The organism is Denitrobacterium sp. (assembly GCF_056180635.1).
The window spans coordinates 1-23,601 of the sequence record NZ_JAZZJS010000083.1; the positions used below are offsets into that span (position 1 = coordinate 1).

A 23,601-nucleotide genomic window follows, 5' to 3' on the forward strand; every position below is an offset into this window, starting at 1 on the left:
CCCTCTCTGACTACATTCCCTCATTGAGCACCGAGCAATGCACTCTATTGTTCTGCGTTATCGCGCAGTTCCAGAGGGCGACGGAGCTTGATAGCTCGTCGCTTAGTTCGGCGGAACCAATTACACGATAGCAGATTTTAGAACATTCGTTCGATGCTTTTTTATGCGTAAGATGAATTTGGTTTTGGGTGTAACAGTCTCGTTTGCATTCCTCTTCGAATCTGTTGCAGACGAGTGGCAGGATGGTTTTGAGGCCTCTATTGCATGCGAGGTATTTATTTACTTGTCCATTGAGCATTTGGGGCGTCCAGCGCCTGCCTGCGCCATTGGGTGATGTAACGTCGGATAAAAAGAGCACTCCGCTTGGCTTCAGTAATCCCGTGAATGCCTCGCAAAAGTCTAGGTAGGGCGTTTTGGATACGCCGGCGCTATCAAGCTCGTTGAGCATCTTCGAGCTGATGATGAAATCGAATGAGCGCAAGGTGGTGGGGATGAGTGACTTGACATTCTCAAATGGCTTTGGCGCCGAAAAGACTTGGTCAATTGAGTGTATGGTTAGGTTTAATTCGATATGTGTATTCGCTTGAGCGAGCAGCTCTGCCATGAGTTCGTGAGCAATTTTGTTGCCTTCGATGGATGCGATTTCGACGGTGCCTGCCGAAGGGACATGTTTGCGTAGTGCAAGGATGAGACCGAGGAGGTCCCCGCCCGTGCCTGTCCCCACCGAGCAAATCGTGATGGAGCTTTGTTTGGTGAGTTTGCTTTGCAGCGTTCGGTCTGATAGAAGGCTGTCGAATATAACGAACGACTCGGCGAGGCTTCGTGGAAAATACGTTCCTAGATAGACAAGGACCTGGTCTTTGGTCGAATTGAGATTGCTATTGAAGGTCTCTTTTCGCCCTGCCGGTTGATGCGTTGCACCGAATTGCTCAAAGAGTAGCTTGTTGAGCCATTCGGGAAGTGAAACTCTGATTGCATCGTCCTGGCACGAAACCGTTGGGAATAGCGAGGAGCTTGAGTTGTGCGTGGTAATCATGCGCCACGTCCGATGCATGACGTCATGCGAAAATACGGGAGAGGCTTGAAGGCGAGTTTTCGGGCCCAGCAAGAGAGCCGGCACTCCCTTAGGCGCATACTGGCTGCAAAAACGGTAAAACTCAGAATGAAGAAGCAGTTCACGCGTCATCGTCTCCCTGAACGATAGGGCAGACGCCACGCGCGCTGGAAACAGAGGAGGACATCCACCCAAGTCGCCAGACAACCTAAAACGCGCAACCACGCATTAGAGGACGGGCAGATGCCCTCCTCTGCTGTGGTTAACGCGAATTAGATATAAGGTTGTCTGGCGTTAGCCAGTATATCACCATCTGCGCAAATGAGCGTAGTGCTATTGAATTGTTTCGGTGGTGTGGGTCGCTTAGCGGTATTGTTTGCTGTCGAATTCGGTGCGGTTTTGATAAGCCCGTATTGACGTAGTGACATCCAAAAGATCGGTTTGCTAGATTCGAATACGTGAAGAGGCGCGAAAGATGGGTAAGTCCCGCTGCGTTCGCAGGGGTCGCCTATGGCGGCTCTTTTGCGTTGGGGGGGTGGCGCGGAGGGTGCATATGCCTGATGGGCAAGATGGGCTTCAACCTGGAAGACGTCGCCTAATTCGCAATCTCGCTCCCAACATGAAAATCCCCGACCGGCTGCAGCGGTCGGGGATTTTCTCTCGTGCCTGCGTCTGCCCGTGCCGCGTTGAGCATGGGCTGCGAATGTAGGAGACCGAGCGATGCGGCGGCGCCTGTAGAGAGGGGGGTGCACGGCGCCGGGGAGGATTGCATCGCTGGCAGCGGCAGGGGCAGAGCGAAGGCTAATGGCACCGCCCCGCGAACCGGAGAAAGAATACGTGGGCCCGCGGGGCGAATAGGGAGGGGGCTTACCTTTCGGCCGAGTTACTTAATCTCGCCCAGGATATAGCGAACGGCGTGACGGCCGAAGGTAACGGTGCGGCAGTTGGCGTTGCCAATGAGCAGTTCGGGGTACGAACCGGCATACAGGCTGCCCGAGCAGTTGCCCACGGCGAACAGGCCTTCGATGGGGTTCTGCTCGGCATCCAGCACGCGCATGTTCTCGTCGATTTTCAGACCGTCGAGCGTGCACAGCACGTGGCCGCCGAAGTAGCAACCGGTGAACGGGGGCGTGGTCAGCGCGAACAGGTCCTTGCTTTCCTTGCCGAAGTCGGTGTCGACGCCGGATTCGCAAATCTTGTTGTAGCGCTCGACCGTGGCCTTCAGGGCATCGGCGGGCATGAGCAGCTTCTCGGCCAGCTCCTCGATGGTGTCGGCCTGCTGGATGATGCCGGCTTCCATGCCAGCCATGATCATGCCGTCGTTAGCCTCGAGGGTCAGGCCCTCGCCGTTCGACTCGCCGTCCAGGCGCGTGGTGGTGGAGGGGATGATACGCGAGCAACCAATGGTGTGGAACGCTTCGATCTGCTCCTTGTAGTTGGCATCCCAGATGGTGGCGATCTTGTTGTTGGGGTGGTACGTTGCCACGTTCAGCGGGTAGTCGTACGGGGAGCTCTCGCAGCACACGCGCTCGCCGCGCATGTTCACGCGCAGGAACGGCTGGTCGCCCATCCAGCAGCTCTGGCCCTGGTAGGGGTAGCCCAGCGATGCGTCGGGGGCAACGGCCGCGCGAGAGAAGGTCATGAGCGTGGGGTACTCGTCCATCACGCCGCCAGCCCACAGGCCCGCCTTGATGCCCGTGCCGATGTTACCGGCCTGGGCCATGGAAACGCCGCCGATGCTCGCGGCCTTCGGGTTCAGCTTCGCCAGCAGCTCGGGGTCGGCTTCGTAGCCGCCCGTGGCCAGGATGACGCCCTTGGAGGCGGTGATCTTGATGTAGCCGTCGCTGTTCTTCGCGATGGCGCCGGTCACCTTGCCGGAGGAGTCCTGCGTCAGCTGTACGAGCTCGGTCATGTAGCGAATTTCGGCGCCCCACTTCTCGGCGGCGTCGGCCAGGTAGTCGCTCACGCCGGGCAGTGCGCTCATCTTGGCGGAGGGGTCAGAGGTCTTGGCAGCCTTTTCCTCGGCCTTTGCCAGCTCTTCCTCGGTGTACTTGCAGTTGAAGCCGTGCTGGATGGGCGGAACGGGCCAGATGCCGTGGAAGTCGCCGCCCGTGTCGGTCTCGAAGAACGGCACGGCGTTGTAGTCGGCCACCACGTCGGTGATCCAGTCGAAGGTCTCGCCGCTTTCCTCGATCCACGTGCGGGCAACGCGCGGGTTGCACCAGCCGTTGGTGTAGCGCGTGAGCTCGTTCATGACTTCCATCTTGTCGACGTGCACGCCGTACTTCTCGTCGTCGCGCGAACCCACAACGCCGAAGTAGGTCTTCAGCGTGCCGTGCGACTGGCCCTTCTCGATGGTGAGAACCTTCGCGCCGGCCTGCGCTGCCACGGCGGTGGCTACGATGCCGCCCGAGCCGAAGCCGCATACCAGGATTTCGCAGCTGGCTTCCTCGGCGATGGTGAACGAGGACTCGTCAGCCGGCGAGCCGTACCAATTCTCGGTGGCGGCTTCGGCGGTTGCCTCCTTGTCCTTGCTCTTGGAAGACGCCGGCGCGCAGCCCGCTACGGCTCCCAGCGTGGCGATGGCGCCCGATGCCAGGCCTCCCTTGATGAATGATCTGCGGTCCAAATTCATAATCTACCCTTCCTCTCTCTCCTTGCGTCAGAGTGAACATGTCGCGGAATTAACTGCGTGACTCTGCGGTCTCGCGACCTCCCTCCGCGTTGACCTAAAGGTATTCGCCGCTCGCGAAAATCGGTATCGCTAAAAGGCGCCAAACATGTCACCAAAAAGTAGTAAAATCACTATTCACGAAGCGAAACGAGGGGTTTTCGCGGTATCGTTCTTCTTTGTTATTCGGCAATGGGCGTAGGGAAGGGACCACGGTCGAATTCATGGCATGGAGCCGCTTCAAAGAGTTTCTCGGTCAGAAAATGGTCTTGCTGGCTAGCTTTGCGCTTGCCGGCCCCCTTGCCTTCCTGCAAACGCTTCTATTCCGTCCTAAAATGCTCACTCCGTATCTGTCGGGGGCCGAAGGCGTCATGCCCGTCGAGCTGCAGACCATCGCCACGGTGGTGGTGTTCGCGCTGTCGTGCATCGCTTGCCGCGCGCTGGGCCGTAGGCTCAACCGCGCCGCGGTTGTTCTTGCGGGCGTCGTGGCGCCGCTCGCGTGCGCCTTCGTGGTCGCGCTCGTGCGCGATGTGTCGGTGGCGCCGGTTGTTTCCGCCGTGCTCGCCATGTCATGCGGCGTCATTCTGTATGACGTGCTCGATTCCGACCCGTTCAGCTTCACGGGCGAGCTTTCCTGGTACGCTTCAAGCGCGGTTATCAGCATCGGCGTTTCGGCGGTGCTTTCGCACGTGTGCTACGCGGCGTTTCCCACCGACGCCGATGCCACGGTGGCCCTGTGCGCCGTGGTTGCCACCGCGGGTGCCGTGGGGCTGTTCTTGCGTACGTCGCCGAGCGATGCCGAAGGCGAAAAGCCAGCTGAGCCCGTGCGTGCCGAAGCCAATACGAATGTGGCGAAAGTCGTGTTCGACGTGGTGCTTCCCATCGTTCCCGCCGTGTGCATCTGCTCGTTCAGCCTGGGCAGCGCGCTGAACGAGGAGTTCATCGAAACCACCATGCGCATGTGGGTCCCGTTCCTGGTGGGCTTGCTGGCAACGCTCGTGGTGCTGGTAGGGCTCGTCATTCGCTGGAGCCGCAGCGCCGACGAGCGCGGCACGGAAATCGCCTTGTTTGCCAGCGTGCCCTGCGCGCTGGGCATCGTGGCGGTGTTCTCGTCGGGGGTCGTTCTTCCCGAAGACGCGTTTCCGCTGCTCATCTGCTCGAACCTGCTTTTCATTGCGCTCGTGTGGATTGACGTCATCTACCTCACGGGTCGTAGCGTGTTTTCGTCGCCCACGGCGCCCATCGTGTCACTCGCGATGCTTCTGCTGGTGTTCTGCATCGGCGTGTATGCTGGCTCGAGCCTTCCACGCATTGTGCTGCTCAATATCGTCCTCGTCGCCATGGTGGCCTACATGGTCTACCTCACGTTCTATGCGCAGCGTTCGAATCCCACGCGCGCCATCGAGGAAGCCGTGCGATCGTCGCATAGCGAGCCCAAACTGTCCTTCGACGAGATGCGCGAGGAAGCTTGCGCGCGCATGGCAGCCGATTTCGGGCTGTCCTCGAAGGAGTCCGAAATCCTTCCGCTGCTGGTCACGGGCATTTCCGCATCGGCCATCGGGCGCAAGATGTACATTTCGTACGAGACGGTGAAGACGCACAAGTACCGCATCTACCGCAAGTTGGGCGTGCATAACTTCGAAGAGGTGCTCGAGTTGTTCGAGGAGTACGTTCGTTCCGCAGCGCGTCAGTAGCGCTGGTTTCCCTTACCCAAACGCTCCGCGCGTGCTTGCGATGGCGGCGCGAATGTCGGCGGGCGTGCGCAGCCTGCGTGCCGGCGGGATGCCGCATGCCTCTTCCACTAGGTCGGTTACGGGCGTGCGGTAGTTGAACAGGTACCAGTTCTGCTGTAGGTGCATCCCCTCCATGTGCAGGAGCGCGTCGGCCATGTTCGCGGCGTTGTATTGCCAGTTCGTGCGCCAGCGCAGGAGTCGCAGCGCCATGAATGCCGCGTAGCAGATGAGGAAGTGCGCGCGTACGTGGTCGTCGTGCGCGACGGGGTAGGGCATGGGGCTGAAGTCGGCTTCCATGACCTGGAAGGGCTCGGTGAGACGCCAGAGCTCGCGGAACAGGTTGAATATGCGCGCCGCCCCCAGCTTTGTTTCGCTCGTGATGGCGCACGCGTAGCCGCGGCTGCGCAGCACCACTTCTTTCACGTCGAGCGTGGCTGGCGTGTTTGAGTCGCTCTCGCACACTTCCAGCTCGATCGTGCGCGTGCGCGACTTCACCTGATACGTGCCCTTTTCGCTGCGGACGTAGCCGCGTGTGGCGCTTGCCCAGGTGGCGAGTTCGCTTTGCGCGGGGATGGGCTCGTAGAACACGAAGCCGTCGCCTTGCTGGGAAAGCGAGTTCATCGCCGCCGGTAGGTTCGAAAGGCGCCCGGCGATAACTACGGCGCGTTCCATGCGATGCTCCTGCCGTGCCCAGTGGGCCAGCTCGGCGAGTTCGCGTGCGCTCGGTTCGCCCGGCAGCAGGCGATAGTCGAGCGGAATGCCCTCGGCATCGGCGAGCATGCACATCCAGTGCGTTTCCCGCGTTGGCTCGCGCTGTTCGTTTTCGGGGCCTTCGCCTGCGCTTGCCTGCGCGCTGCCGTGCGGGTCGACGTCATTCGTGGGTGCGAACGAGAAGGGCGCGCACACCAGGTAGCCGCACGAGCGGTCGTAGGGGCGCACGGCTTCGCAGGCGTTGCGCATGGCACGCACGAGCTTTTCGTCGTTCTTCGCGAAGCACACTAGAGCGGCGTAGACGTTTTCGTACGAGAATGCGCAGGTACGCGGGAAGGCGCCGCGACGTTCCCACGATTCGCGCTTCGAAGCTACGTGCATCATGCGTTCCGTGGCGAGCATCTCGAAGATGCGGCCGGCGGCGTGCGGGAAGTGCTCGTGGCTGCAGCGCGCGTTGAAGAACTGCTTCACGCCCAGCGCGTCCAGGCAGCCCAGGGCCACGGCCGACCCCAGGCGCAGGGCGGGGGCGTCGGTGTCGTCGATTTGCGCATCGCGCCCGAACCGCAGTTCAACGGGCGCATCTTTCTGCGCTTCCCGTTCGTTCAGCTGGGAAACGTAGTCGCGGAAATGCGCGACGGGGTCGTCGTAGTGGTCGAGGTAGGAATCGGCGTAGCCAAGCGTTTCCACCGTTCGCGTTTTGGTGGTTCCCCCTTCGCGGTAGTTCTGCACCACGGAAAGGTACTGGCGCCCCTTGCGCTTCTGGATCTTCAGATGCACGCTTGCTCCTTCGTGTTACCCGCATGATTTCAAAACAATGGTAGCCAATGTGGCAACCCGATACAATCACCACGTTCAATCCCGCGCGGGGTATATGGGGCGCGGGCAAAGGTTGGAGAGGATTGTATGACCTATCGGGAAAAACTACTTCAGGCTAATAGGGAGGCGAAGGCCACGGTCGTCGCGCTCGCTGCCACTATCGTGGTGTGGATCGTGCTCGGGTTCGGGCTTTCGGGGCTCGACGTGCAACTCTTCCATACGCCTATCTGGATTATCGGTGGCACGGTGGGCACGTGGCTGTTTGCCATTGCCGTGGCTGTCGTGCTTGGGAAGAAGGTCTTCGCCGACTTCCCGCTCGACGACGTAGAGGGCGAGGTGCGCAATGACTAACGACGTCTTGGCTGGTCTGCTGCCTATCTCCCTCTTCCTGCTCGTGGCGCTTGCCGCGGCAGTCTATGCGCGTCGCGCGGCACGCGCATCCGCTTCGGGCGGTTTCGTTTCGGAATACTTCATCGGCAACCGTAGCCTGGGTGGCTTCGTGCTCGCCATGACTACCATCGCCACGTACGGCTCGGTAAGCTCCTTCGTGGGTGGCCCGGGTCAGGCCTGGAGCATTGGCTTCGGCTGGGTGTACATGGCGGGCGTGCAGGTAACGACGCTGTTCATCCTCTATGGCATCATGGGCAAGAAGATGGCGCTCATCAGCCGCCGCCTGGGCGCGGTCACGGTGGTCGACGTCATTCGCGAGCGCTATCAGTCGAACGTGCTCGCCGGCATTTCCGCGCTCATCATCGTGGTGTTCTTCGCGGCCACCATGGTTGCCCAGTTCGTGGGCGGCGCGAAGCTATTCGAGGCCGTTACGGGCTATTCGTACAACATTGGCCTGTGCATCTTCGGCATCGCGGTCATCCTGTTCACCACCGTGGGCGGCTTCCGCGGCGTGGCCATCACCGATGCGCTATGCGGCATCGCCATGCTCGTGGGCATCGTGGTGCTTGCGGGCGGCATCCTTTCCGCTGGCGGCGGCTACGAGAACATCATGGATGCCATCGCATCGAACCATCCCGAGATGCTGGAGCCCACGTCGGGTGGCAACATGCCCATCTCGCTGTACTTCACGCAGTGGCTGCTGGTGGGCATCTTCACGTTCTGCCTGCCGCAGTCGGTGGTGCGCTGCATGGGCTTCAAGGACACGAAGTCGCTGCGTCGCGCAATGATTCTTGGCACGGTAATCATCGGTGCCATGATGATTGGCGTCACCGCGCTTGGCGTGCTGGCTGCTGGCATTCTGCCTGGTAGCCTGGCCGATTACGGCGGAAGCGTCGACAACATCATTCCGCAGGCCATCGTCGACAGCCTGCCGCCCTGGCTTGCGGGCATCGCCATCGTAGGCCCCATCGCGGCTAGCATTTCCACGGTATCGAGCCTGCTCATCGCCAGCTCGTCGGCTATCGTGAAAGACTTGTGGCTCCATCGTGGCGCCCGCTCGGGCAAGCAGCTTGGCGACCGCACGATTGCCCGTGCGAGCCAGGTCGTTACGCTCGCGATAGGCGTGATCGTGTTCGTGCTTTCCATCGTGCCGCCCAGCGTCATCTGGAAGATCAACATGTTCGCGTTCGGTGGCCTGGAAACGGCGTTCTGCTGGGTGTTCGTGGGCGCGTTGTTCTGGAAGCGCGCGAACAAGGCGGGCGCAATCGCCAGTATGGCGGGCGGCACGTTCGCGTACTGCCTCTGCATGGCCATTGGCTTCAAGCCGTTCGGCCTGCATCAAATCGTCATTGGCATCACCGTGGCGTTCCTGCTCATGGTAATTGGTTCCTACCTGGGCAAACCTTCCGATGGCAAGCGTCTGCGGGCGTTCTTCCCGGAAGCCTAGATTGCGGCTTGGTGGCGGTACGGTAGCGTGCCGCCACCTTCTGGTATCCTTCTACCGAAACACGTAACGAAGGAGCATACATGGCCGAAACCCGGGCGAATCCGCCCTTTCATAGCTTTACTTTCACGATGGTGCAGGCGGGCCGGGGGCGTTCCCTGTTCCGCATGACGCGCACCGAAGCCGGCACGTACGAACTGCAGGTTGAGCAGGGCGTTGGCAATCCGCCTGCCGTGCGCTTCACGCGCGAGATGCCGCAGGAGTCGGCTCAGCAATTCAAGGACGAGCTCGATGCAGCCGGCGTGTTTGGCTGGGACGAGGAATATGCCGACAGTTCCATCGACTACGGCATGAAGTGGAACCTGTCGGTCGTCTTCAAGGAAGGCGTGTTCAGCATGCGTTCGCGCGGCGGCTCCATTACGCCTCCGCACTTCGATGACCTGCTGGAATCCATGTACAAGCTCGATTTGCCGCGTCCGCAGCAAGAAGAGCGGCCCGCCCAGGCGGATGCGTCCGATTTGTCCGCTCTGCTGGGTGGCGGCGGCATGCCCGAAGGTGGATTCGATCCCGAAGCGCTTCGCCAGGTGCAGGAAATGATGTACGATGCCCAGGCGAACCCTGCTGAATTCCAGCGCAACATGCAGCGCGAATTCCGTTCGCTCCCCGCCGATCAGCAGAATCAGCTGCTCGATATGTTGGGGAATTTCGGTATGGCATCCCGTTCGTGGTGGGAAAACTTCCTGCGCGGAGGAATGTAGGAGAGGTTATGGCTATCAACTACCAGCTCGCTAAGTTTGTCACGTCGAACGCGAAGGCAAGTCAGGTCGCGCCGTCAGTGCGTCCCGAAATCTCGTTCGTGGGTCGTTCCAACGTGGGCAAGAGCTCTCTCATGAACAAGATCTTCCGCAGGAAAGACCTGGTGAAAGTGGGCGGTACGCCTGGCAAGACGCGCCAGATCAACTTCTTCAACGTGGGCGACGTCGACTTTGTCGACCTGCCAGGCTATGGCTACGCGAAGGTCTCGAAAGCCGAAATGGATGCATGGCGCCCGCTCATCGAGGGGTACTTCACGCAGGATCGCAAGTACGCCCTCTGCGTGCTGCTGGTGGACATCCGCCACGATGCGAGCCCGCTCGACGTGCAGATGATCGAATTCCTGCAGGCGCACGAGATCCCGTTTATGATTGCCTTCACGAAGGCCGACAAGCTGGGCACGAACAAGAAGCGCCAGCAGGTTGCGTCGTTGTGCCGTCAGCTGGCCGTGGCGGGTGATGTGGTGGTTGTGCCGTGCAGCTCGCATTCGGGCGAGGGTGTCGACGACATCCGCACGCTCATCGAGGACGCGGTGCAGCAGGCGCTGTAGCCTGCGCTGCGCGCTGCCCTAGGAAAGCTTCTTGCCAATCTTTTCGCCCAGGTCGATGAGTTCCTGGCGACTATGAACCCCCGTTTTGCCGTAGATGCGCCGCAGGTGCGTGTCTACGGTGCTTTTTGATATGCCCAGTTCGCTGGCGATGCGCTCGCTTGTGCGCCCGTGCAGCGCGTAGGGCAGGATTTCCGCTTCGCGCTTCGAGAGCTTTGACTGGTCGGTGATGTAAGTGCACACGAGGTCGAACTCGTCGCGGTCGGTAACGATTTCCGAGAGGTCGGAAAAGTCGCGTTCGCCGAATAGGAACACATACGATAGAAGCACCAGGGTACCTGCGATGACGATGACGACGTAGGGCGTGGATTCCGTGTTCCATGCAGCGTCGATGCCGTTCGCCAGCAGCACGCCTGCAAGCTCGCCCGTGAACAGAGCGGTGAAGCCCACCGAAAACGACGCGAATGCGTCGATGCCCGCGATGCTTGCCATGACTAGGAACAACGAGATGAGAACGGCCTCGAGGCCCAGGTAGCCTGCCAGCACCACGGCGTCGCCCGGGAGGGGCATGGCGCCCGATTCCGCTAGCGGCATCATGAGCGTGCCGAAGAGCATGACGAATACCGCCAGGCGGTACGTCTTGTTCAGCGCTGCGCCCTTGCCGAAGCCATCGGAGGTGAGCAGCGAGATGGAGCCGATGAGGAAGGCGCCGAACAGCACCATAGAAAGCTGGTAGTTGGGGCTTGCGGCCGAGCCGGGGTTGGTGCCGAACGTTTCCATGAGGCCTGCAGCCATGCCGAAGAGCAGCGTGCCGCTGAGAATCTTCAGAGTGAGGTTGCCCGCCTGCTCGCGCACCGATTCGGTGGCGGCGAGGGGTGCGCGATCGCCTGGGTCGGACGCATAGATGTACAGCGCGCTGATGATGGGCAGCAGGCGGATGGCGATGAGCATTTCGCTCGTTTCCACGAACGAGAAGACCACGCACAGGAACGCTCCCAGAAGCGAACCGGTGAATACCTCGGGGACCGACGTGCGCGTGGAAACGCGCCCGAATGAGCGGCCCCATCCGGTAAGGAGCAGCGAATTGGGTATGCCAATGAGGGCGCCTTCGGCGATGACGAGCGCCTGGGGCGCGTCGGGGAAGAACGTGGGTAGAAGCGAAGCGAGTGCCATGATGGCCGCGTACACGAACATGAAGGGCCGTGCGAGTACGGTTTCGCGTGCCTTTGCGGGCAGCGAACGCGGTACGCCGAAGCCCACCACCATGAAGAGAAGGATGAACGCCAAATCGGCGCGCTCGAGCGAAAACGCCCCGAAATCGAGGGCGCGATTCATGCCCATATAGAAAAGGAAGAAGACGAATCCTTGGTTGCATGCGAAGCCGACGATGCGGCGCGAAGAGAGCTCGTTTGCGGGCTTTTGCGTTTGAGCCATAGCCGTGATCCTCTCTTCTCCTAGGGTGCTGCGCGGGCGCGCGCGGCGCTTCGTTCCATTTCCTTGGCTCCGATGATACCAGATGCGCGATTCGGGCGAAAATCAGGCCGCTACTCACTTTGCATGACAAGAAAATGACCCATTTTCCGAATTTCCTTATTTTGCATGATAGATAAACATGCAGGTCATGGGGCATACTGCTAAACGTGCCGAGCGCAGAGGGCGGCAAGCCCCAAAATCGGCGCATGACAGCGAAATCGACCGTCATGCGTAGTAGATCGCCGGTGCGGGCCCTGTTTTCGGGCCATGAACAGAGAAGCAATGCATGGCTGCATGCGAAGAAGAAGCCATAGGAGGCACTCATGAAATTTGGCGGTATTGGCGTTCCCGAGCTCGTTATCATCCTCGTTGTCGTTCTGCTCATCTTTGGGCCCAAGAACCTTCCAAAGCTCGGTAGCTCCATTGGTCGTACCATCAAGAACCTGCGTTCCGGCATGAAGGAAGGCGAGGAGGAGACCGAGACCGAGGCAGTAGAGGCTGAGGAAGAGTCCGAGCCCGAGAAGATCGAGGCCGAAGCTCCCAAGAAGAAGGTCGTTAAGAAGAAGGTTGTGAAGAAGGAAAGCGCCGCCGAAGAGGCGTAAGCCATCCATCTTCTGAAGTCGCCCGCCGGCCCCTCCCTCCCACAGCTGGTGTGTGCATGTATCGGGCCAGATGCGTACCGCGCATCTGGCCCGTTTTGTTTTTCCCGACGGAAAGGTTTCAATCGGAAAACTGTCTGAAGTGGATGACGTGAATCGTGCTCGGGTGCGTATAATGCTGCAAGACGAGAATGCCCGCCCGTTCGGGCCCCTTGCCCGCGGCTCGCGCTGCGGCGCATGACGAGGAGAAGCTATGCCCAATATCGCAGATACCGTCGAACTCCTTCAGAAGCTTGAGGGTTCGGCTATTCGCGTTCACGAGCGCAAGTGCGCGGTAGTGCGTAATCGCAACGTGCGTTGCCGCAGGTGCGCCGAGGTGTGCACGACAGGTGCCATCTCCGTCGACCCCAACACGAACAGCCTCTCGGTGGAGCCCAGTGCCTGCATCGGGTGCGGAACGTGCGCCACGGCATGCCCCACGGGCGCGCTCGAGCCGCGCGATCCCTCCGATGCCGAGTTCCTGCAGAAGTGCGCAGCTGCCATGGCTGCAGTCGATGCGGAAGCGGAATCCGCCGGCGAAGAGGCGCCCCATCTGGCGATTATTGCCTGCGAGCGCATGCTCAAGAAGGCCGAGGGCCTGTTCGACCCCGCGAAGGTTGTGGCGGTTCCCTGCGTGGGCCATGTGGACGAAAGCGCCGTGCTGGCACTGTCTGCCGCGGGCGCGCATCGCGTGCGCGTGGTGCATGGCGAGTGCGAGGAGTGCCCGCATCGAACGGGCTTCCTGATGGCGCAGGCCGTCGAGGCGAATGCGAATCTGCTGCTCGAAACCTGGAAGAGCGATGCGCGCATGAAGCTTTCCGCGAAGCTGCCGCGTGCCGCCCGCAAGGGCGCCGATGCCGAGTTCGACGCTGCTCGCCGCGATTTCTTCCGCGGTATGCGTGGAAGCGCGCGAGAGGCCGCCGTAGTTACCGCCGACTTCGCGCTCGAGAGCACGCTGGGCGTGAAGCCCCCCGAAGAACCGAAGTACAGCCGCGTTACGGAAGACGGCACCCTGCCGCATAGCGTGCCCGCACGCCGCGAGCGCCTGCTGGGTGCCTTGGCCGATATGGGCGAACCGGAAGACTATCTCATTGAGTCACGCCTGTTCGGCCAGGTGGTTATCGACAAAGATGCGTGCAATGGCTGCCGCATGTGCGCGGTGTTCTGCCCCACGGGCGCCATTCGCATGTGGAATGGCGATAGCGAGGACGACGAGCGTTTTGGCATCGAGCATTACCCCGGGTATTGCGTGCAGTGCCGCACTTGCGAAGATGTGTGCCTGCGTCATGCGCTTACGCTTTCCACCGAGGTGTTTGCCGAAGACGTGGCGTCGGGGCGCACCGAGCGTACTGAAATGGAGCTTCCCGAGTTGGAAAACAACTTCGGCCTCAATAATTACCGACGCGCCATGAGGTTCCAGAAGAATAAGAAGTAAGCGCAAGTCAATCAGTCAAATCCGGTTGCAAATGCCGAGGGTCGTCATAGCCGCCATGGCTATAATGGCGAATTGTGCTATGCATGTGGGAGGTAGCGATGGATTCAACACGTATGATGCTTCAGAGCCCGGCGATTGCCATCGTCGGACGCCATAACTCCGGCAAGACCACGCTGGTAGAGCGCGTCATTGCCCAGCTCACCGAGCGCGGCTTGGACGTGGGCAGCGTGAAGCATCATGGCCATCGCGGCTTCGAAATCGACATTCCCGGGAAGGATTCCTGGCGCCATCGCCAGGCGGGCGCCACGGAAGTGGTCATTTCCGCCCCAGGGCAGATCGCGACCATCCGCACGTTCGATGGCGAAGCGGAATGCGACGAAATCGTGGGGCGCATGCCTGGTCACGACTTGGTAGTGGTAGAGGGGTACCGCAAGAGCGGCCTGTCCACCATCGAGGTCATGCGCTCGGGCAATCCGCACGACGAGCAGGTGGCAGAAGCGTTCCTGGCCGCAGCGCGCGCCGGGGAGCCCCTCACGGAAGACTTCATCCAGGCCGCACGCGCCGCACGCATGGCCGCCCCCGAAGAGGCACCCGCCCCCGGTACTGCGGTCGAAGCGGGGAAGATGCCCACGAGCGCGACCGTTGCCGTGGCCACCGATATTCCCGCTGCACGCGAAGCAGCCGATCTGTACGGCGTTCCCGCCTTCGGCCTCGACGATATCGAGCCTATCTGCGACTTCCTGCAGGAACGTTTCACGCGTCACCGCGTGAGCGTCGTCATTCAGGCCGGTGGCGAGAGCCGTCGCATGGGACGCAGCAAGGCGACCGTGCCCTTCTGCGGGCGCCCGCTCATCATGCGCCTTGTCGAGCGTCTATCGCCCGTGGCCGACGAGCTCATCATCACCACGAACGAGCCCGAAAACCTCTCGTTCCTGCATAGCGTGTACCCGGAACGCGACATTCGCCTGGTGCGTGACGTACGCGACGAGCGAGGCGCGCTTCCCGGCATGCTCACCGCCTTCAAGGCCGCGAAGTTCCCGTTCGTGGCAGTTGTCGCGTGCGACATGGTGTTTGCGTCTCCGCGCCTGGTGAGCGCCGAGGCATTCGAGCTTTGCCAGACGCGCGCCGACGTGGTGGTGCCCGTGAACAAGCATGGTTTCGAGCCCATGCACGCCGTGTACCGCCGCAAGACCTGCCTTGAGGCCGTCGAGCGCATGCTTGATGCGGGCGAAAAGCGCGTGCAGAGCTTCTATCCGCTGGTGAAAGTGCAGGAATTTCCCCAGAAGCGCGTACTCGACGCAGAGCCGCGTGGCCGCTGCTTCGTGAACGTGAATACGCCCGAGGAATTGCGTGCCATGGAGCATGCGATTATGTACGGCACCGACGACTAATCGCCCGAATCACGCGCTTCTGCACCCTAAAAATCGCCCTCTACCACGGCGTATGTTCGTCTGCCGTATCGATGCTTGCGCAAGCTGTTTGTATGTTAGAATATTCGGGTGCTTTAGCGTGCTAAAGTGAAGTTTGTGCGTATACATGACAGGAACCGAAGGGTGCTTCGAGCCCGGGGAGGGGACTCATGAACAAAAGGATCGCGGCCATCGCCGCATGCGCTCTGGCTGCTTGCGTGGCCGTATTTGGCCTGGTAGGGTGTTCGAATTCCAATTCGAGCGACGGCAAGACGCTCGTGGTTGGCTTCGATAGCGCCTACCCGCCGTACGGCTTCATCGCCGACGATGGCAGCTACACGGGCTTCGACCTCGACCTTGCCAAGGAAGTGTGCAATCGCAACGGCTGGACGTTCCAGGCCGAGCCTATCGATTGGAACGCGAAAGACGCCCTGCTTGGCAGCGGCGCCATCAACTGCATCTGGAACGGCTTCACCGTGGAAGGCCGCGAGGGCAACTACGCGTTCAGCGATTCCTATATGCTGAACGAGCAGGTCATCGTCGTGCGCTCCGATAGCGGCATCAACAGCCTGTCCGACCTGGCCGGCAAGACGGTCCTCACGCAGGTCGACTCCGCTGCGCTCGACGTGCTCGAGGGCGATCAGGCCGAGCTGGCCGCTACCTTCAAGGGCGGCGCCCCGCAAACCATCGGCGATTACAACAACGCCTTCCTGCAGCTCGAGTCCGGTGCGGTCGACGCCGTGGCATGCGACCTGTCCATCGCGCAGTACCAGATGGCTGCCAAGTCTAATGTATATACCCAGCTCAGCGAGTCTCTTTCCAGCGAGCACTATGCCGTTGGCTTCGCTGTGGGCGACGAGGAAACCGCTGCTCAGGTAACGGCTACCCTCAAGGCCATGTACGAAGACGGCACCGTGAAGACGCTGTGCGAGAAATATGCGGAATATGGCCTGGACTATTCCAACTGGATTTTGAAATAGGCGATAATCTGGAACCCGTCTGCCGTGGCAGGCGGGTTCTTTGCGTTTACGCGTGGTTATCCCCAATGGCTTTCGGAATGCTGAACGCCGGAAGATGCGCACCTGCTGGCGCCCATCTTCCGTTGCTCAGACGAGTTCAATAAGAGGTGTGTAATGGATTTTTCAACGATGATGGGTCTGCTCGGCAGTGGCTTGCTGCTCACGGGGCAGATTTTCCTCGTCACGCTGGTGGGCGCCCTTCCGCTGGGCGTGCTGGTGGCACTTGCGCGCATGAGTCGCTTCAAGCCGCTGGCCTGGCTCGCGCGCTTCTATATCTCCATCCTGCGCGGCACGCCGCTCATGCTGCAGCTCATGGCGCTCATGTTCGGCCCGTATTACCTGTTCGGCCTGCAGATGGGTGGCGACTGGAAGTTCTGGGCCTGCGACATCGGCTTCATCCTGAACTATGCCGCCTACTTCGCGGAAATCTACCGCAGTGGCATCCAGTCCATTCCGCGCGGCCAGTACGAGGCCGCCGAGGTCTTGGGCTATTCGCGCACGCAGACCTTCATGAAGATCGTCTTCCCGCAGGTCATTAAGCGCATTCTGCCTGCCATGGGCAACGAGATCATCACCCTGGTGAAAGACACGTCGCTAGCGTTCGTGCTGGGTCTCATGGAAATGTTCACGCGCGCTCAGGCCATCGCGGCGAGCCAGGTGTCCATGATGCCCTACCTCATCGCGGCGCTCATTTACTGGGCATGCTGCCTCATCATCGAATTCCTCATGAATCGAGCCGAAAAGAAGCTCGACTACTACCACGACTAGAAAGGACGCGCGATGAAAACGAATACCGATACGGTCGTGCGCCTTTCGCACGTGCGCAAGAGCTTCGGCTCCAATGAAGTACTGAAGGACATTTCCCTCGACGTGCGCAATGGCCATGTCGTGAGCATCATTGGCCCTTCCGGCAGTGGCAAGTCGACGCTCCTGCGTTGCGCCACGCTGCTGGAGCGCTTCGACGACGGCTGCCTGTCGTTCGGCGACCTGCAGGTTGCCCATAGCGAAAACGGCTCCGCCGTGTATGCGAGCAAGGAGCGCCTGCACGAGGCGCGCCAGCATTTCGGCCTGGTGTTCCAGAACTTCAACCTGTTCCCGCACTACACGGTGCTGAAGAACATCATGGACGCGCCCATCTGCGTGCAGAAGCGCGACCCGGAGGAAGTGGAAGAGGAAGCGCGCGAGCTCATCAAGCGCATGGGCCTGGCGGGCAACGAGAACAAGGTTCCCTGCGAGCTTTCCGGCGGCCAGCAGCAGCGCGTGGGCATTGCGCGTGCGCTGTGCATGAATCCCGAAGTGCTCTTTTTCGACGAGCCCACCAGCGCGCTCGACCCCGAACTCACGCAGGAAGTGCTGCGCGTCATTCGCGACCTTGCGGCGCGTCACATGACGATGGTCATCGTCACGCACGAGATGGGTTTCGCGCGCGACGTAGCCGACCATATTGTCTTCATGGACGGCGGCGTAATCGTGGAACAGGGCCGTCCCGAAGAGGTTATCGAGAATCCCCAGCACAATCGCACGAAGGCGTTTCTCAGCAAGATTGCGGACTAGCCTTCGGGCGTGCGACGCGGTAAAAGGTCGCTTTCCCGTTACTTGTCTGGGTGCGGGGGAGCGGTATAATTCAGCGGAACATGCGGCAATAGGGAGGAACGCGTGTCTCTGCAACGAGCAGGAAAACTCATACGTGGTATGAGCTGGTATCACCTTGGCTTTGCATTCTTCTGGGCGATCTATTCCACAGGTCCCTTCGGCAATGCGGCTGTAGCCTTCGCGGCAGCCGAAACGTTTGGTCAGGCGGATCCGGCTTCTATATTTATATGTAACATGCTTCAGCAGGCATGTCTTATCGTCGTGCTCATCGTGCTGGCCATTTTGGGCCGGCATCGCGAGAAGACAGACAGGCGCCTGGTGTGGGCGCTTGGCATTGCCATGTGCTTGGGCCTGGTGCTTCGCTGGGTTGCCCCGTACACGGGCACTGCGCAGTTCACCGTGGCCATCATTGGCGCATGCATGCTCGGCTGCGCGTCGGGCGTGTTCATGGTGGCATGGCAGGAATTCTTCGCGAACGCGGGAACGGCACGTGCCGTGGTGTGCATCCCCCTTTCCGCGGCTCTTTCCGTAGTGCTTTCGGAAGTAATTCTCGTCTTGCCCGCGCTGGCTGCGGTAGTGGCCCTGGCGCTCGTACTTCCTCTGGCTGCTTCGGCGTCCCTGGCGCTGTGTCTTCGCGAAACCGAACCGTATCAGGCGGAACCGCTTACGCCGTCTCGTGCGCGCATCCTTGCGTCCGATATGGTACGGCCCGTCATCTGCGTATGCGTGGTTGGGTTCGTGTGGAAGGCCGTGAGCCATCTGAATGCCAGCGCAGCCGAGGCAAGCGCGGCGGCCGCCACCGTTGGCATGGTGTTCGCCGCCCTGCTGGTTGCCGGGCTCGAGCTGTTCTGGGGCCGGGGCTTCGACATCATGCGCCTTTACCAGTTCATCTTCCCCGTGGTTACGGGCGTGCTTTTGCTGCCCGTGCTGCTGGGCATCGAATGGCTGCCGTTCATCTCGGGCTTCCTGATGTTCGGCTTCGAAATACTCAATCTCATGCTCATCATCACGTGCGCGGCCTATGCGGGGAAGAACCGCCTGAAACCCGTGCAAGTATATGTGCCATGCGTGGGCCTATCGCTCGTTGCGCTTATCGCCGGCGATCTGGTGGGATACGCGGCTGAAGCGCATGCGCTGTACGACATGACCATTCTTGCGGGCGCCCTGTTCGTGTGTGCGTACCTTCTTTCGGTGGCCATGTCGCTCGTCACGTTCTCGCCTAGCAAGCGCGCCCGTGCCGCTGCCGCGGCAGAAGCCGCACTGGTTGCCGGCGGTCCCGTTCAGGGCGTCGCTCAGTCAATGGATGCGACTGAAGGCGCAACTCCTGATGCCGCGGAAGCCGCCTCGGCCGATTCTTTGTCGGCTGCCGAAGCGGCTGAATCCGAAGAGCCCGCGCCCAGCGAACGCGAATTGCTGGAAAGCGCCATCGCGCAATTGGCTCCCGCCGAAGCGGTGAGCAAGCGCGAGATCGACGTGCTGGAGCTGTATCTGCATGGCTGCAATGTGCCCACCGCCGCGCAGAAGCTCTATATCTCGGAAAACACGGTGCGCAGTCATACGAAGAGCCTGTACAGGAAATTCGGCGTGCATAGCCGTCAAGAACTCATCGGGCTCTTTTCCTCATAAATCCAAGCTTTCTACCTGGGGTTATGTTAATTCACCTAGTTTGAGGGGTGCAGGTTACCCTCGCTAAACCTATCTTTTCTGCAGGCGGCGTCCGTGGGAGGGACGCCAGAATCCTGTAGGAGGGAACATGACTGAAATGAATATTTCTCGTCGCAGCCTGCTCCGCGGAGCGGGTCTTTCCGCTGCCGGCGTGGCAGCTCTGGGCATGTTCGGTTGCTCGAGCCCCAGCAGCGCTTCTTCCAAGAAGGCTGACACCGCGGTGGCCGACGGCCAGCACACCTGGGAGGTCAAGCCCGATCCCATCACCGATATCGCCAAGACCGTCGACACCGAGGTCCTGGTTATCGGTGGCGGTTACTCCGGCACCTGCTGCGCTCTTTCCGCTGCGGAAAACGGCGCCAAGGTCATCCTGGTCGAAAAGGATGCCATGCTGAACGGCCATGGCGTTGGCGGCACCGGTGCCGTGGGCTCCAAGGTTCTCGACCAGATGGGCATCAGCTTCGACAAGCCCGTCGAGATGGAGCGCTGGGTTTCCACGTGCGGCAACCGCTGCCGCGAGTCCCTGGTTGGCAAGTGGTTCCGCGAGTCCGAGCGCTGCATGAACTGGTTCCTCGACCTGGCCGAGAAGAACGGCGCCAAGTGCATGGTCACCGTTGGCTCCCGCAGCGAGGTTCACCCCGAGATTGACTGCTACCACATGATCATGGGCGGCCCCATCTTCGAGCAGCACACCATGGCCGACTTCGTCGAGTACATGTTCGAGAGCGAAGCTCTTGCCACTGGCAACTGCGAGTTCGTGTACGAAAGCCCCGCCGTCCAGCTGGTGCAGGACGACTCCGGCAAGGTAACGGGCGCCATCTGCAAGACCAAGGAAGGCTACATCCAGTACAACGCCAGCGAAGGCGTGGTTCTGGCAACGGGCGACGTGAGCTACAACGACGAGTACCTCGACGAATTCGCTCCCATCGCCAAGAAGGTCATGACGCGCCTCTGCTCCGACAAGGGCAACGTGGGCGATGGCCACAACATGGCTGCTTGGGCTGGCGGCGCATTCCAGGACGGCCCCTGGCCTCTGATGATGCATCCCCAGGCTGCTGCCATGTACTCCGGCCCCTTCCTGTTCGTGAACCCCAAGGGCAAGCGCTTCATGAACGAGGCCACCTGGGTTCAGGGCAAGTGCGTTGGCACCATGGTCAATGGTGGCGACGACCACTGCTGGTCCATCTTCGACAGCAACTTCGAGGCCGACAACACCGATTCGCTGCAGTACGGCGGCGGCATGTTCTGGGATAGCTTCCGCGCGGTGGGCACCACCTACGCCGACGCTTCCGCCAAGAACGCCGAGACGGTGAAGAATGGCGTTACGCAGACGCCCGACTACTACAAGATGGCCGACACCATCGACGAGCTGCTCGCTCAGCTCGACGTAGACGCTGCCGAGGCCAAGAAGACCATCGAGCGCTACAACAAGATGTGCGAAGCCGGTGCCGACACCGACTTCTACAAGGAATCTCACTTCCTGTATCCCATCAAGCAGGGCCCCTTCTACGCCACCAAGCTGGGCGTTGGCCTGCTGGCCGTTGTTGGCGGTATCCACATCTCCGACGACTTCGAGGTTCTGAACTCCGACGACGAGCCCATCCCCGGTCTGTACGCCATCGGCAACTGCGCAGGCGACATCTACGCCTACGACTACCCGATCAACGTGCAGGGCAACAGCCACGGCCGCTGCCTGGTCGAGGGCAAGTGCCTTGGCGAGCAGCTCGCCGGCGTGTACGATTCGGTGAAGGCGTAATCGCTAGCTGAACGTGGGGAGGCGGGGTTTGCGCCCCGCCTCCCTTTTCTTTTGCCTGCGGAAGGAGTTAATGCATGGAAGAATCCGATGCGGTGTTTGCCCATCTTGAAGAGCTGATGGGCCAGATTTCCGTCATGGAGGCGCTCGGGGCGCGCTTGGACGCTGCCCGCGCTGCGCAGGCGGTGCTTGATGCCGACGCGCACCTTGCGGGGCAGGTGAACCAGGAAGCCCAGGTGAAGTCCTACGTCGATGGCTATATGGCCGATCGCGATGACGCGCTTGCCCGGGGCGATGCGGAAGCCGAGCTCGCCGCGCGCGAGGCGGCGCTGCAGTGCGGCAATATGCTTGCCATTTGCAAGGGGGCGCGCGAAGATGCCGAGCGCAAGCTCGCTTCGGCGCTTGAAGCCGGTGGGTTCGCATCTGTCGAGGCTGCGCGCGAGGCGATCCTTCCCGCAGAGGAGCTCGAGCGCTCAACGGAGCGCTTGCGCACGTTCCAGAAAGACTATGCGGAAACGTATCAGCGCGCCCGCGAACTGGAGCCTGATCCCGAATAGCGTTTCATTGAGAAGTTGGCGTATAGGGCCGCGAGCATGCGCACGCAGGAATGCGCGCATGCTCGCGGCTCTTTTCGTATGTAACGTTGGCGTACGGGGTAGTCGGTCCCTTCGTTGTAGAAACGACGCGGGATTTCGCGGCTGTCTTTCCTCGGACTTCGTCCGCTTGAGTGGCGTGCGTCTTCGCGGCACTTGAGCGCGTGAGCGTGACCAGGCATAAGTGTAGTCTCAAACTGTCCTGGAAAATGAGTCGCGAAGTGTCCCTTTAGGTTAAATTTTCCCCTCGATACAATCGAGTCAAATTGCAGTATGAGGGGAAGGTTAGGCTATGAAACCTGACGTGAAGAACGTCACGGCGCCCGCAGAAGGCGCCGAAGCGCACGAGACCGCGAAGCCCACGGCCGAAGGTCAGGTTGAAGAGGCTGCGGTACCTTGCAGCAAGCGCAGAAGAAGCAAGAAGGCCACGATCGTGGCCGTAGTCATTATTGCCGTACTCGCCTTGAGCGGTGGGTTTTGGCTCTGGCACGAAACGCCTGAGTTCTGCGTTTCCGTATGCCATACGCCGATGGATGACAGGTATCTCCAAACGCTCTATGCGAATCCATACGAACCCGCGGTCGACAAGTGGGGCAACGAGGTGTCCAAGGCCGATGCCATGCTTGCGAGCAAGCATGGCGCCATGGGCAAGCGCTGCATGTCGTGTCATGTTCCCTCGCTGCAGGAACAGGTAACCGAGGGCTTGGAGTGGGTGAGCGGCAACTACTACAATCCGCTCTCCGAACGTGACTTCGCGCGCCTCGTGTACTATCGCGGCGCCGGCGAGACCGAGCTCTGCCTGAATTCGAACTGCCACGATATCTTGAAGTCCGACCTTACCAACGAAACCGCCAACATGGCGCGCAATCCGCATTCGTGGCATCACGAGGAGTATGCGTGCGGCGACTGCCATAAGGGCCATCGTGCATCGATCATGGTGTGCACGCAGTGCCACGAAGACTCCGAAGTGCCCGATGGGTGGCTGACGTACGAGGAATCCAAGAATCTCGAAACGCAGTACATGTCCTGGAACGACGAGCAGTTCCTCTACGGGCATTCGAACGGATAACCAGGTAGATGGCCGATTTTGCAAGGCGTGAATCGAGTTCGGAAGGTCCTATGGGAGCGGGGAAGATCATAGCGGGCTTTGCTGCCGCCGCAGTTGCAGCAGAGGGAGTCGCGGCCGTTGGAGCCGGCTCGGGCTCGAAGCTGCTCAGACCTCCGGGAATCCAGAGCGAGCGGGACTTCATGGCGCGCTGCGTTAAATGCGGCAAATGCATCGAGGCCTGCCCCTACGCGGCACTGCATGTGGCCGATGCGTTGCAGGGCTCTGCTGCGGGAACGCCGTGTATCGACGCCCGCGAGCAGGCGTGCCGGTTGTGCGCCGATTTCCCGTGCGTGGAAGCGTGTCCTACGGGGGCGTTGCGAGACGTCGCCGAGAAGCACGACCCGCATATGGGGTATGCGCGCATCGAGGAAAGTGCGTGCATAGCCTTCAAGGGCTACCGCTGCGAAGTGTGCTATCGCGTCTGCCCGCTTATTGACGAGGCCATCACCATCGATTTTCAGAGTCGCGAAAACGATGCGATTCACGCGAAGTTCATCCCGGTTGTGCACAAGGACGTTTGCACGGGTTGCGGGCTATGCGTCGAGCGTTGCGCCGTAAGCGAACCGTATGTGCCCATACGCATCGTGACGCGCGCCGAGGACGACGCGTAGCTGACGCGAAAGCGTTGAGCCGTTGAAATGGCTAGGCGCCAACAGGACGAATTCAATTTACGGGGTTAAACCAAGGACGGGGAATAGAGGAGAACGAGAATGGATTTCACCAGGCGAAATTTTGT

20 protein-coding genes are annotated in these 23,601 nt (G+C 60.7%); 16 read left to right on the plus strand and 4 right to left on the minus strand.

Features of this window, described 5'->3' with window-relative positions; translation table 11 throughout:
- Positions 1-10: 10 nt before the first annotated feature.
- Positions 11-1,186 (minus strand): hypothetical protein, encoded by a 1,176-nt coding sequence (locus tag AC04P6_RS08055; protein ID WP_475566104.1) that lies wholly within the window; start codon positions 1,184-1,186, stop codon positions 11-13.
- Positions 1,187-1,937: 751 nt separating this feature from the next.
- A complete protein-coding gene (locus AC04P6_RS08060; protein ID WP_475566105.1) occupies positions 1,938-3,689 on the minus strand; it encodes an FAD-binding protein in 1,752 nt (583 codons plus the stop codon).
- A 260-nt stretch (positions 3,690-3,949) separates the two neighbouring features.
- On the opposite strand from AC04P6_RS08060, the gene AC04P6_RS08065 reads away from it, so the two are divergent.
- The gene (locus tag AC04P6_RS08065) at positions 3,950-5,419 is read left to right on the plus strand and encodes a helix-turn-helix transcriptional regulator (protein WP_475566106.1); all 1,470 of its coding nucleotides are present in this window, start codon (positions 3,950-3,952) and stop codon (positions 5,417-5,419) included.
- A gap of 12 nt (positions 5,420-5,431) precedes the next feature.
- On the opposite strand, the gene AC04P6_RS08070 is transcribed toward AC04P6_RS08065, so the two are convergent.
- Positions 5,432-6,946, minus strand: a complete 1,515-nt coding sequence (locus tag AC04P6_RS08070; RefSeq protein ID WP_475566107.1) for a transposase — start codon at positions 6,944-6,946, stop codon at positions 5,432-5,434.
- Between the two features lie 126 nt (positions 6,947-7,072).
- On the opposite strand from AC04P6_RS08070, the gene AC04P6_RS08075 reads away from it, so the two are divergent.
- From AC04P6_RS08075 to yihA, 4 genes are all read left to right on the plus strand, one after another.
- Entirely contained in the window at positions 7,073-7,336 is a 264-nt protein-coding gene (locus tag AC04P6_RS08075; RefSeq protein WP_475566108.1) for a YhdT family protein, read from the plus strand.
- Positions 7,329-8,822: a sodium/pantothenate symporter gene (gene panF, locus AC04P6_RS08080; RefSeq protein ID WP_475566109.1), complete on the plus strand. Its 1,494-nt coding sequence runs from the start codon at positions 7,329-7,331 to the stop codon at positions 8,820-8,822. The genes AC04P6_RS08075 and panF overlap by 8 nt, the downstream gene beginning before the upstream one ends.
- An 80-nt stretch (positions 8,823-8,902) precedes the next feature.
- On the plus strand, positions 8,903-9,577 hold the full coding sequence (locus AC04P6_RS08085) for a hypothetical protein (RefSeq protein WP_475566110.1): 675 nt from the start codon (positions 8,903-8,905) through the stop codon (positions 9,575-9,577).
- An 8-nt stretch (positions 9,578-9,585) separates the two neighbouring features.
- Positions 9,586-10,182 (plus strand): ribosome biogenesis GTP-binding protein YihA/YsxC, encoded by a 597-nt coding sequence (gene yihA / locus AC04P6_RS08090; protein ID WP_475566111.1) that lies wholly within the window; start codon positions 9,586-9,588, stop codon positions 10,180-10,182.
- An 18-nt stretch (positions 10,183-10,200) separates the two neighbouring features.
- Here the strand turns inward: yihA and AC04P6_RS08095 are convergent, their stop codons facing one another.
- On the minus strand, positions 10,201-11,613 hold the full coding sequence (locus AC04P6_RS08095; RefSeq protein ID WP_475566112.1) for a helix-turn-helix transcriptional regulator: 1,413 nt from the start codon (positions 11,611-11,613) through the stop codon (positions 10,201-10,203).
- Positions 11,614-11,975: 362 nt separating this feature from the next.
- Here AC04P6_RS08095 and tatA point away from each other — a divergent pair, with 362 nt between their 5' ends.
- From tatA to AC04P6_RS08150, 11 genes are all read left to right on the plus strand, one after another.
- Entirely contained in the window at positions 11,976-12,254 is a 279-nt protein-coding gene (gene tatA / locus AC04P6_RS08100; protein WP_475566113.1) for a twin-arginine translocase TatA/TatE family subunit, read from the plus strand.
- A gap of 250 nt (positions 12,255-12,504) precedes the next feature.
- Positions 12,505-13,725 (plus strand): 4Fe-4S binding protein, encoded by a 1,221-nt coding sequence (locus AC04P6_RS08105; RefSeq protein ID WP_475566114.1) that lies wholly within the window; start codon positions 12,505-12,507, stop codon positions 13,723-13,725.
- 98 nt (positions 13,726-13,823) lie between these two features.
- A complete protein-coding gene (gene mobB, locus AC04P6_RS08110; RefSeq protein WP_475566115.1) occupies positions 13,824-15,116 on the plus strand; it encodes a molybdopterin-guanine dinucleotide biosynthesis protein B in 1,293 nt (430 codons plus the stop codon).
- Between the two features lie 188 nt (positions 15,117-15,304).
- The gene (locus AC04P6_RS08115) at positions 15,305-16,114 is read left to right on the plus strand and encodes a transporter substrate-binding domain-containing protein (RefSeq protein WP_475566116.1); all 810 of its coding nucleotides are present in this window, start codon (positions 15,305-15,307) and stop codon (positions 16,112-16,114) included.
- Positions 16,115-16,267: 153 nt separating this feature from the next.
- Positions 16,268-16,921 carry an amino acid ABC transporter permease gene (locus tag AC04P6_RS08120; protein ID WP_475566117.1) on the plus strand — a complete coding sequence of 218 codons (654 nt, stop codon included), beginning with the start codon at positions 16,268-16,270 and terminating at the stop codon, positions 16,919-16,921.
- A gap of 12 nt (positions 16,922-16,933) precedes the next feature.
- Positions 16,934-17,707, plus strand: coding sequence for an amino acid ABC transporter ATP-binding protein (locus AC04P6_RS08125; RefSeq protein ID WP_475566118.1), 774 nt, complete (start codon positions 16,934-16,936; stop codon positions 17,705-17,707).
- A 273-nt stretch (positions 17,708-17,980) separates the two neighbouring features.
- The gene (locus AC04P6_RS08130; RefSeq protein WP_475566119.1) at positions 17,981-19,372 is read left to right on the plus strand and encodes a helix-turn-helix transcriptional regulator; all 1,392 of its coding nucleotides are present in this window, start codon (positions 17,981-17,983) and stop codon (positions 19,370-19,372) included.
- 127 nt (positions 19,373-19,499) lie between these two features.
- Positions 19,500-21,167, plus strand: coding sequence for an FAD-dependent oxidoreductase (locus tag AC04P6_RS08135; protein WP_475566120.1), 1,668 nt, complete (start codon positions 19,500-19,502; stop codon positions 21,165-21,167).
- A 74-nt stretch (positions 21,168-21,241) separates the two neighbouring features.
- Positions 21,242-21,721 carry a hypothetical protein gene (locus AC04P6_RS08140; protein ID WP_475566121.1) on the plus strand — a complete coding sequence of 160 codons (480 nt, stop codon included), beginning with the start codon at positions 21,242-21,244 and terminating at the stop codon, positions 21,719-21,721.
- Positions 21,722-22,049: 328 nt separating this feature from the next.
- Positions 22,050-22,826 carry a cytochrome c3 family protein gene (locus tag AC04P6_RS08145; protein WP_475566122.1) on the plus strand — a complete coding sequence of 259 codons (777 nt, stop codon included), beginning with the start codon at positions 22,050-22,052 and terminating at the stop codon, positions 22,824-22,826.
- 50 nt (positions 22,827-22,876) lie between these two features.
- Entirely contained in the window at positions 22,877-23,476 is a 600-nt protein-coding gene (locus AC04P6_RS08150) for a 4Fe-4S dicluster domain-containing protein (RefSeq protein WP_475566123.1), read from the plus strand.
- Positions 23,477-23,601: the final 125 nt, after the last annotated feature.